We start from the raw sequence: 9,644 nt of genomic DNA on the forward strand, positions 1-9,644 counted from the left end.
CGGCGCTGGGCAGCGGGACCGTCGCGGTGGCCATCGCCTCGGGTGCCGGGACGCGGGGGGTGCCGGCCGCGGCGGCGGGGCCGGGCACGCCCTTGACCTTGCCGTCGGGGCCGAGGAAGGCGGGGTCGCCGCCGGGGACCATGCCGAGGTCGCGGGCGCGGCGCTGGAGGGCGTCGGGGGCGGAGTGGGCGTCGATGTCCCGCTGGAGGGCCTGCTCCTCGTCGGTGAGGTTCTTGGTGTCCCGCTTGAGGTCGTCGAGTTCGAAGGCGCCCTCGCTCAGCGCGGAGTTCAGCACCAGCAGTCCGATCAGCCCGCCGCCGAGGAGGAGGACGACGAGGAGGACGAAGGGTGTGCGGGCCGCCCGGGCCCGCCCGGCGGGGAGGAGCTGCGCGAGACGGGCCGCCCTCCCCCTCAGTTCGGGTTTCCTGTTCACTCACGCTCCCCTGGGTTCGTTCTTCTGCCCGTGCACGTCCCCTCGCCCGGCACCTCTATTCGAGGTGCTCCCTGATGCGCTGGGCGCCGCGCAGCCGTGCGGGGGCCGCGCGCCGGTTCTCGGCGATCTCCTCCTCGGTGGGGAGTTCGGCACCTCGGGTGAGCAGCTTGAGCCGGGGCTGGTAGCGCTCGGGGACCACCGGCAGTCCGGGCGGGGCGGTGGTGGCGGCGCCGGCCGCGAGGACCTGCTTGACCAGCCGGTCCTCCAGGGAGTGGTACGACAGCACGGCGATGCGTCCGCCCACGTCGAGGGCCCGCACGGCGGCCGGGATCGCCCGCTCCAGCACGGCCAGCTCACCGTTGACCTCGATCCGCAGGGCCTGGAAGGTGCGCTTGGCCGGGTTGCCGCCGGTGCGCTTGGCGGCCTGGGGCAGGGCGTTTCGGATCAGCTCCACCAGGCGCGCGCTGCGGTCGAACGGCTCCTTCTCGCGCTCGCGGACGACGGCGGCGACGATCCGCTTGGCCTGCTTCTCCTCGCCGTAGGTCCGCAGGATCCGCACGAGGTCGCCGGGCGGATAGGTGTTGAGGACCTCGGCGGCGCTCATGCCGGTCGTCTGGTCCATGCGCATGTCGAGGGGGGCGTCCTGGGCGTAGGCGAAGCCCCGGTCGGCCTCGTCGAGCTGCATGGAGGACACCCCGAGGTCGAACAGCACGCCCTGCACGCGCGGCAGGCCGAGCCGGTCGAGGACGTCGGGCAGTTCGTCGTAGACGGCGTGCACCAGGGTGGCCCGCTCGCCGAAGGGGGCGAGCCGTTCGCCGGACAGGCGCAGGGCCTCCTTGTCCCGGTCGAGGGCGACCAGGCGGGCCTCGGGGAAGCGGCGCAGCAGGGCCTCGCTGTGGCCGCCGAGGCCGAGGGTGCAGTCGACGACCACCGCTCCGGGCCGCTCCAGGGCGGGGGCGAGCAGGTCCAGGCAGCGGTCGAGCATGACCGGGACGTGCCGCGCCGGGCCCGCCTCTCGCTCGCCGTCACCGGTGTTCTCACGCGCTTCGCGCCCTGTCACTGATGGGCCCTCTCACATCCGGCCCGGCCGTGTCGCACCGCCGGGTCCCCGCCCCTCCCCCCGTGAAGGGGCGGCCTGTCGGCGCCGGAAGCGGGAGGAGGCCGGGAGCGGGAGGAGGCCGAGCCGTGCGTACGCGCCGCGCACGCGAGGAGATCTCCGGGCCGGGCCCGGGTCTCCCTGGGAAAACAGTCCAGCGGGAGGGCCTCGCCTCCCGCTTCGCGTCACTTTAGTCCACGGTGTCGCCCGGTCAATCAACCGGCCTGCGCGTCGCGGGCGGCCGGTGCGGGTACGCCCCGGCACGGGACAATTCACCCACAAGAGGCAGATCACATCCCCTCTGTGGATTACCTCACAACAAATCCCGATGCGGTTCTTTGTCCCGTCTCATGACGCGCCGCCGCGGGAGGTGAGCATTACCGTCATGAGTATGACGACTTCTGCATCGGTTCCCGCTGGCTCAGGACGCGCGACGCTCGGCGAGGAGACGGTCACCGACCGTCTGGTCGACGCCAACCAGCAGTACGCCGCGGCGTTCAGCGACCCCGGCATGGACGCCCGCCCGGTCCTCCGCGTCGCGGTCGTGGCCTGCATGGACGCCCGTCTGGACCTGCACGCGGCACTCGGCCTCGAACTCGGCGACTGCCACACCATCCGCAACGCCGGCGGGGTCGTCACGGACGACGTGATCCGCTCGCTGACCATCAGCCAGCGCGCTCTGGGTACGCGCAGCGTGGTGCTGATCCACCACACGAACTGCGGTCTGGAGTCCATCACCGAGGAGTTCCGGCACGACCTGGAGATGGAGGTCGGCCAGCGCCCGGCCTGGGCCGTGGAGGCCTTCCGGGACGTCGACCAGGACGTGCGGCAGTCGATGCAGCGGGTGCGGACCTCGCCGTTCCTGCTGCACACCGGCGACGTGCGTGGTTTCGTCTTCGACGTCAAGAGCGGTCTGCTGCGGGAGATCGACCCCGCCTGACCTGCCGCCCGTCCCGATCGCGCCCCTGGCCCCCAGGAAGCACGAAGGTCGTACGACCTGACATATCGCCGCCAGTTGTCCACAGGCGAGTGACACGAATCGGTAACGGCGGCAAGAATGCGGGAGTGGTGTCACGCGGAACTTTTCCCGCGTGGTGTCCGTGATTCGGGGTGGGCCGGTCCGCACAGCAAGGCGTCGGCCCGGAACATATGTGCCCCCGCTCCCCGGGAGCGTGGGCAAGGGCCGAGGAGGGCCGGGTGCCGACCTTTGACGATCGAGCGAGCCATGGGGGCGCCCCCGACCGAGCGTATTCGAGGGTGGGGGATGATCTGACCGCCGTCGCGGAGCGCGTGCGGGGGTCGGTGGAAGGCGTGATCGAGGGCAAGCCCGAGGTCGTACGGCTCTCGCTGACCGTGCTGCTCGCCGAGGGACACCTGCTCATCGAGGACGTCCCGGGAGTCGGCAAGACGATGCTGGCCAAGGCGCTGGCGCGGTCCATCGACTGTTCGGTGCGGCGCATCCAGTTCACGCCGGACCTGCTGCCGTCGGACATCACGGGGGTCTCGATCTGGGACCAGCAGCGCCGTGACTTCGAGTTCAAGCCGGGTGCCATCTTCGCGCAGGTGGTGATCGGCGACGAGATCAACCGCGCCTCGCCCAAGACGCAGTCCGCGCTGCTCGAGTCGATGGAGGAGCGCCAGGTCACCATCGACGGCAAAACCTACGAGCTGCCCAGCCCCTTCATGGTGGTGGCGACGCAGAACCCGGTCGAGATGGAGGGCACCTATCCGCTGCCGGAGGCCCAGCGCGACCGTTTCATGGCCCGCGTCTCGGTCGGCTATCCGAGCGCCGAGGCCGAACTGCAGATGCTGGACGTGCACGGCGGCGTCTCCCCCCTGGAGGACCTCCAGCCGGTGGCGCACGCGCACGAGATCGTGAAGCTGATCGAGGCGGTGCGCGGCGTCCACGTCGCCGAGCCGGTCCGCCGGTACGCGGTCGACCTGGTCGGGGCCACCCGTACGCACCCGGACCTCAGACTCGGCGCGTCGCCGCGCGCCACGCTGCACCTGCTGCGCGCGGCGAAGGCGGCCGCGGCCCTGAGCGGCCGGGAGTACGCGCTGCCGGACGACGTGCAGGCCCTCGCCGTGGCCGTGCTCGCCCACCGGCTGCTGCCCACCGCGCAGGCACAGCTCAACCGCCGCACCGCCGAGCAGGTCGTCCAGGAGATCCTGCAGAGCACCCCGGTCCCGGCGGCGGCACCCCAGCAGTCCGGCTTCGGCCCGGGCCAGGGCGTGCCGGGTTACGGCCAGCACCCGCCGCGGAGGCTGTGATGGCCTCCGCGGGGGCGGCCCGGGCCGAGGGGACCGGCGGTGACCGGGGCGGCGTACGCACGGCCCTGGCCGGGCTGACCACCCGCGGACGTTCCTTCCTGGCCGCCGGGGTGGCCGCCGCGATCTGCGCGTACGTGCTCGGCCAGAGCGATCTGCTGCGGGTCGGGCTGCTGCTGTCGGTGCTGCCGCTGGTGTGCGCGGGCGTGCTCTTCCGCACCCGCTACCGGGTCGCGGGCAGCCGCCGGCTCTCCCCCGCGCGCGTCCCGGCCGGGTCGGAGGCCCGGGTGCACCTGCGGATGGACAACGTCTCCCGGCTGCCCACCGGCCTGCTGATGCTCCAGGACCGGGTGCCCTACGTCCTGGGACCCCGCCCGCGGTTCGTCCTGGACCGGGTGGAGGCGGGCGGGCGCCGCGAGGTGTCCTACCGGGTCCGCTCCGACCTGCGCGGCCGGTACCCGCTGGGCCCGCTGCAGCTGCGTCTGTCGGACCCGTTCGGGATGTGCGAGCTGACCCGGTCGTTCTCCACGTACGACACGCTCACGGTCGTCCCGCGCGTGGAGCCGCTGCCGCCGGTGCGGCTGAGCGGCGAGGCGAGGGGATACGGCGACGGGCGGCTGCGCGCCCTGGCCCTGGCGGGCGAGGACGACGTGATCCCGCGCGGCTACCGCTACGGCGACGACCTGCGCCGGGTGCACTGGCGCTCCACGGCCCGCTACGGCGAGCTGATGGTGCGCCGCGAGGAGCAGCCGCAGCGCGCCCGCTGCACGGTGCTGCTGGACACCCGGGCCATCGCCTACGAGGGCGCCGGACCCGACTCGGCCTTCGAGTGGGCGGTGTCGGGCGCCGCCTCGGTGCTGGTGCACATGCTGGAGCGGGGCTTCTCGGTGCGGCTGCTGACCGACACGGGCAACGCGGTGCCGGGCGAGGGCTCCGACGGGTTCGCGGGCTCCGGCCAGGAGTCGGCGGACGCGGCCGGGCTGATGATGGACACCCTCGCGGTGGTCGACCACTCCGACGGAGCGGGCCTGTCCCGCGCGTACGACGTGCTGCGCGGTGGGAACGAGGGCCTGCTGGTGGCGTTCCTCGGCGGCCTCGACGAGGAACAGGCCGCCGTGTGCGCGCGGATGCGGCAGCGCAGCGGCGGCGCCCTGGCCTTCGTGCTGGACCGGGAGAGCTGGCGGCGGGACCCGGCCGGCGGCCCCGGGCCGGCGGCGGGCAGCGGGGACACCCTGCGCCTGTTGCGCGAGGCGGGCTGGACGGCGGTGGGCGTGCCGCGCGGTGCCGCCCTGGAAGGGCTGTGGCGGCTGGCGGAGCGGGAGCGCTCCGGACTGGCCGCGGCGAACGGCGGGGAGGGACCGTGATGAGCGGGCGGATACGGCTGACGCTGGCGGCGTGGGGGGCCACGCTGCTCGCGGCGAGCGCCCTGCTGCCCCTGGTCAGGCCGGCCACCTGGCTGATGCAGGCGGCGTTCCTGCTGGCCGTGCAGGCGGGCGTGGGGGCGGCGGCCCGCAGGGTGCCGCTCCCCCGGTTCGTGACGGTGGCGGCCCAGCTGCTGGTCACCCTGTTCCTGCTGACCCTGGTCTTCGCCCGCGAGCACGCCTTCGCGGGGCTGATCCCGGGCCCGGAGGCGATCCGCTTCTTCGCCGAGCTGCTGGAGAGCGGCGGGAACGACGTCAGCCGGTACGCGATACCGGCGCCCCTGTCCGACGGCATCCGGCTGATGCTGGTCGGCGGGGTCCTGCTGATCGGGCTGCTGGTGGACACGCTGGCGGTCACCTTCCGCAGCGCGGCCCCCGCGGGCCTTCCGCTGCTCGCCCTGTACTCGGTGGCGGCGGGACTCTCCGACGGCGGCAGCGACTGGCTGTGGTTCCTGCTGGCGGCCGCGGGCTATCTGATGCTGCTGCTCGCCGAGGGCCGCGACCGGCTCTCCCAGTGGGGGCGGGTCTTCAGCGGGGCGACGCGCGGCCCGGGCGGTGAACCGGGCGCGACCGCCCCGGTGCGCACCGGCCGGCGGATCGGCATGGTGGCGCTCGGTATCGCCCTGGTGGTGCCGCTGGCCCTGCCGGCGATGGACGGCGGCCTGCTGGACCCGGCCGGTTCGGGCGTCGGGCGCGGCGGCGGCGGGGGCGGCACGATCTCGGCGGTGAACCCGCTGGTGTCGCTGCGCGACTCGCTGAACGTGAACGAGGACCGCCAGGTGATGTCGGTGCGCACCGAGCTGGAGGACACCTCCGACCTGTACCTGCGGATCGTCTCCCTGGACGACTTCGACGGCACCACCTGGAAGCCGTCGAAGCGGTCCATCACCACGGTGCCCGACGGCACCTTCCCGACCCCGGCGGGCCTGGGCCCCGAGATCGAGCGGGCGGAGGTCGGCACGACGATCTCGACCGCCGACTGGTACGGGCAGGACTGGCTGCCGATGCCGTATCCGCCGAGCGGGGTCGGCATCCGGGGCAACTGGCGCTACGAGCCGGTCGGGATGACGCTGGTCGGCGACCACGGGCAGGACACCCGCGGGATGACCTACGAGGTGCGCAGCCTCGACGTCCGGCCCACGGCGGAGCAGCTGGCCGGTGCGCCGGAGCCGCCGGCCGCCCTGAAACGGGAGTTCACCCAGCTGCCGGACTCGCTGCCGGACGTGGTGCACCGCACCGCCCGCGAGGTCACCGAGGGCGCGGCGAGCGACTACGACCGCGCGGTGCAGCTGCAGGACTGGTTCGCGGTGAGCGGTGGCTTCGAGTACGACACCCAGGTGGACGTCGGCAGCGGTTCGCGGGCGATCGCCCGCTTCCTGCGCGACAAGCAGGGCTTCTGCGTGCACTACTCCTTCGCCATGGCCTCGATGGCCCGGTCCCTCGGGATCCCGGCGCGGGTGGCGGTGGGCTTCGCGCCCGGCACCCCGCAGGCGGACGGCACGGTGGCGGTCGGGCTGCGGGACGCGCACGCCTGGCCGGAGCTGTATTTCGAGGGGATCGGCTGGACCCGCTTCGAGCCGACGCCGACCCGGGGCTCGATCCCGTCGTACACGCAGCCGGACACGGAGGAGAACGCGCTGCCGGACCCGGCCCGGCCCTCGGAGGCGGCCTCGGCGGCGCCGTCCGCGGCCCCGTCGGCGAGCGACGGCTGCACGCTGGAACGGATCCGGCTGGACGGCGGGTGCCCGACGGAGTCGGCCGAGGCGGTGATCGCGGCCGGTGGCGACGGCCCGAGGTGGTACACGGTGCTGCTGTGGGCCCTGGGCGGGCTCGCGGTCCTGCTGGTGCCCCTGACACCGATGCTGTGGCGGCTGCGGACCCGTGCGGTGCGTCTGGGCGCCCACGGGCGTTCCGAGGCCGATGCGGCGCCGCACGTCCTGGCCGTCTGGGACGAGCTGACGGACACGGCGTGGGATCACGGGGTCTCCCCCGACGAGTCCCTGACGCCGCGCAAGGCGGCGGCGCGGGTCATCCGTCTCGGCCGGCTGGACGAAGAGGCGGCGGCCTCGGTGCACCGGGTGGCGGACGCGGTGGAGCAGGTCCTCTACGCCCCGCGTCCACGTCCCGTGGCCGGTCTCGCGGACGACGTCCGCCGGGTGATCACCGGTCTGCGGGCCTCCTCCGGCCGGAGCGCACGCCTGCGTGCCGTGTTCGCCCCGCGCTCCACCGTGCGGGTGGTGTGGCAGGCGTCGGCGTGGTGGGCCGGGGTGCGCCGGCGCGCCCTGGCACTGCGGCCGACGTGGCGCCGGCCCTCGCGGCAGCAGGGCTGACGCGGGCGCCGACAGGAACAGACGCGAGGGGTGGTACGGCACCGAGCCGTACCACCCCTCGCGTCTGTTCCAGGACCGTTCCGCCACCGGTTCCGTCCGGTGGGGCATCCGGGGTCCGTCGTGCCGTGCCGTGGCGGCTGCGGACGGGGTGAGGCGAGGGCCACCCCGCGGGTCGGGTGGGGTGGTGGCACGGCGCTGAGGAAGCGAGGCGTCCGCCGCCGGCGTCCAGGCGTCCCGGCGTCCCCGGGCATGCGTCAGGGGGTGACCGCCGAGCGGGCGGTCACCCCCTGCACCACGTCTTCACCTGTCCGACGGCTGCGCGGAACCGGTGGAACATCCGGGCCTAATGGCCACCCTGTTCGTCACGGCGACGCTGCCAGCGTTCCTCGATCCGGTGCATCATCGACCGTCGCTGTCGGCCCTGTCGTCCCGCCTGCGGGACGCCCGGGGCAGCGGCGGCCGGCTGCTCGCCGGGCTTGGGCGCTTTGCGCCAGCCGGTCACGGCGAGAACCGCGCAGCCCAGCATGACGAGGAATCCCACCACGCTGAGCCAGACCTGCTGGGCGACCATACCGGCCATGAGGAGCGCAATACCTACGAGGAAGCCCACGACCGCCTGGTAGACCCGCCGACGGGTGTACGTACGCAGCCCGCTTCCCTCGAGCGCCGACGCGAACTTGGGATCTTCGGCGTACAGCGCTCGCTCCATTTGCTCGAGCATGCGCTGCTCGTGCTCCGAGAGCGGCACGGAGTCCTCCTCATCGTGCAGTCGCCGGGGGCGACCCGGGGGGTCCCTACAGGATAGGCAGGGAATCGCCCCCGTGAAACCCGCCCCTCTACGCCAATGGGCCAACCGGAACCCGTCATGGACGTGCCGGCTCGCTGAGGCTCTCATTCCCCGGCGGCCGTCCCGTCATGCCGGGGCGGTCTCCCTCGATCATACGGCGCCCAGCCGCCATTCGGGGGGCCTGTGGCGCACTCCATGCGCGCGCGGGGTTTCGCACGAGCCCCTGATCAGCGGCTCGTCACAGGAGACAACTCAGTCCCCGGCGGTCCCGGGGGCCTCGCCCGCCTCGCCCAGCACATGGAGCTGCGTGGCCACGGAGTGGAAGGCGGCGAGTTCCGCCGCCGCGGCCTCCAGCTTCAGCAGGGCGTCCAGCGCGCCGGGCTCGGTGTCCACGAGCGCGCCGGGAACGAGGTCGGCGAAGACGCGCACGCCGTGCACGGCGGCGATCCTGAGGCCCGTGCCCTCGGCCAGCTCGGTGAGCCGCGCGGCGGTGAAGCGGCGGGGTACGGGGTCGCCGCTGCCCCATCGGCCGTCCGGGTCGCCGAGCGCCTGGTGGGCCTCCGTGAAGTGGCCCGCCAGGGCGCGGGCGATGACCGCGCCGCCGAGGCCGGCGGCGAGCAGGCTGAGGACGCCTCCGGGGCGCAGGGCGGCCACCGCGTTGCGCAGCCCGTCGGCGGGGTCCTCGACGTATTCGAGGACGCCGTGGCACAGCACCACGTCGTAGCCGCCGCGCTCGGCCACGTCGAAGAGGCCGTGCGCGTCGCCCTGGCGGCCCTGGACCCGGTCGGCGACGTCGGCCTCGGCGACCCGGCGTTCGAGGGCGAACAGCGCGTTGGGGCTGGGGTCGACGACGGTGACACGATGGCCGAGGCGGGCCAGCGGGACGGCGAAGTTGCCGCTGCCGCCGCCGGCGTCGAGGACGTCCAGCGCCTGGCGTCCGGTCGCCTTCACCCGCTTCTCCAGGGCGTCCTGGAGGATCTCCCAGACCACGGCGGTGCGCAGGGCGGCCCGGGACCGGGCGGGTTCCGGGCGCGGCGACGCCGTCTGCGGGTGGTCGGGGGCGGACGGGCGCATCGGGTCCGGCACGGCAGTTGCTCCTCGGCGCGGCACCGCCTTCATCCTCGGGCGGGGCGATCGGACGTGTCCGCCCGGTCCCGGGCATCGGGACGGGCGGGCTTCAGGCGCCTTCCACCCTATTGCCTCCACCACCGGATCCGGTCACCTGCCTGCGCCGTCGGGGCAGGGGCGGACGGACGGCTCGGCCCGCCGGCCGGGCCGCCCCGCCCCCGGGCCGCCCCGCCCCCGGGCC

8 protein-coding genes are annotated in these 9,644 nt (G+C 74.2%); 4 read left to right on the forward strand and 4 right to left on the reverse strand.

Annotated elements, in window-relative coordinates; genetic code table 11:
* Both G3I53_RS05265 and rsmH read right to left on the reverse strand, forming a co-directional pair.
* The coding region (locus tag G3I53_RS05265) for a hypothetical protein (protein WP_164438065.1) at nucleotides 1–433 on the reverse strand (433 nt) is incomplete at its 3' end.
* A gap of 55 nt (nucleotides 434–488) precedes the next feature.
* Nucleotides 489–1,493, reverse strand: coding sequence for a 16S rRNA (cytosine(1402)-N(4))-methyltransferase RsmH (gene rsmH, locus G3I53_RS05270; RefSeq protein WP_343239557.1), 1,005 nt, complete (start codon nucleotides 1,491–1,493; stop codon nucleotides 489–491).
* A 427-nt stretch (nucleotides 1,494–1,920) separates the two neighbouring features.
* On the opposite strand from rsmH, the gene G3I53_RS05275 reads away from it, so the two are divergent.
* The 4 genes from G3I53_RS05275 to G3I53_RS05290 all read left to right on the forward strand — a co-directional run bounded on the left by G3I53_RS05275 (nucleotide 1,921) and on the right by G3I53_RS05290 (nucleotide 7,548).
* On the forward strand, nucleotides 1,921–2,469 hold the full coding sequence (locus tag G3I53_RS05275; RefSeq protein WP_164345907.1) for a carbonic anhydrase: 549 nt from the start codon (nucleotides 1,921–1,923) through the stop codon (nucleotides 2,467–2,469).
* A 317-nt stretch (nucleotides 2,470–2,786) separates the two neighbouring features.
* The gene (locus G3I53_RS05280; RefSeq protein WP_164335890.1) at nucleotides 2,787–3,800 is read left to right on the forward strand and encodes a MoxR family ATPase; all 1,014 of its coding nucleotides are present in this window, start codon (nucleotides 2,787–2,789) and stop codon (nucleotides 3,798–3,800) included.
* Nucleotides 3,800–5,161: a DUF58 domain-containing protein gene (locus G3I53_RS05285; protein WP_164438066.1), complete on the forward strand. Its 1,362-nt coding sequence runs from the start codon at nucleotides 3,800–3,802 to the stop codon at nucleotides 5,159–5,161. The genes G3I53_RS05280 and G3I53_RS05285 overlap by 1 nt, the downstream gene beginning before the upstream one ends.
* Nucleotides 5,161–7,548 (forward strand): DUF3488 and transglutaminase-like domain-containing protein, encoded by a 2,388-nt coding sequence (locus G3I53_RS05290; RefSeq protein ID WP_164339015.1) that lies wholly within the window; start codon nucleotides 5,161–5,163, stop codon nucleotides 7,546–7,548. Before G3I53_RS05285 ends, G3I53_RS05290 begins: the two co-directional genes overlap by 1 nt.
* Before the next feature lie 343 nt (nucleotides 7,549–7,891).
* Here the strand turns inward: G3I53_RS05290 and G3I53_RS05295 are convergent, their stop codons facing one another.
* On the reverse strand, nucleotides 7,892–8,296 hold the full coding sequence (locus tag G3I53_RS05295) for a DUF3040 domain-containing protein (RefSeq protein ID WP_164339014.1): 405 nt from the start codon (nucleotides 8,294–8,296) through the stop codon (nucleotides 7,892–7,894).
* 291 nt (nucleotides 8,297–8,587) lie between these two features.
* Complete coding sequence (locus G3I53_RS05300; protein WP_164438067.1) at nucleotides 8,588–9,421, reverse strand: methyltransferase; 834 nt, start codon at nucleotides 9,419–9,421, stop codon at nucleotides 8,588–8,590.
* Nucleotides 9,422–9,644: the final 223 nt, after the last annotated feature.

Origin of the sequence: Streptomyces sp. SID14436 (assembly GCF_010548465.1) — a bacterium.
GTDB lineage: Bacteria > Actinomycetota > Actinomycetes > Streptomycetales > Streptomycetaceae > Streptomyces.

What these genes read in the sequence shown, in the direction of transcription:
- G3I53_RS05275 (WP_164345907.1), top strand. Translation starts at nt 1,921, where the DNA reads ATGACGACTTCTGCATCGGTTCCCGCTGGCTCAGGACGCGCGACGCTC.
- G3I53_RS05285 (WP_164438066.1), top strand. Translation starts at nt 3,800, where the DNA reads ATGGCCTCCGCGGGGGCGGCCCGGGCCGAGGGGACCGGCGGTGACCGG.
- G3I53_RS05290 (WP_164339015.1), top strand. Translation starts at nt 5,161, where the DNA reads ATGAGCGGGCGGATACGGCTGACGCTGGCGGCGTGGGGGGCCACGCTG.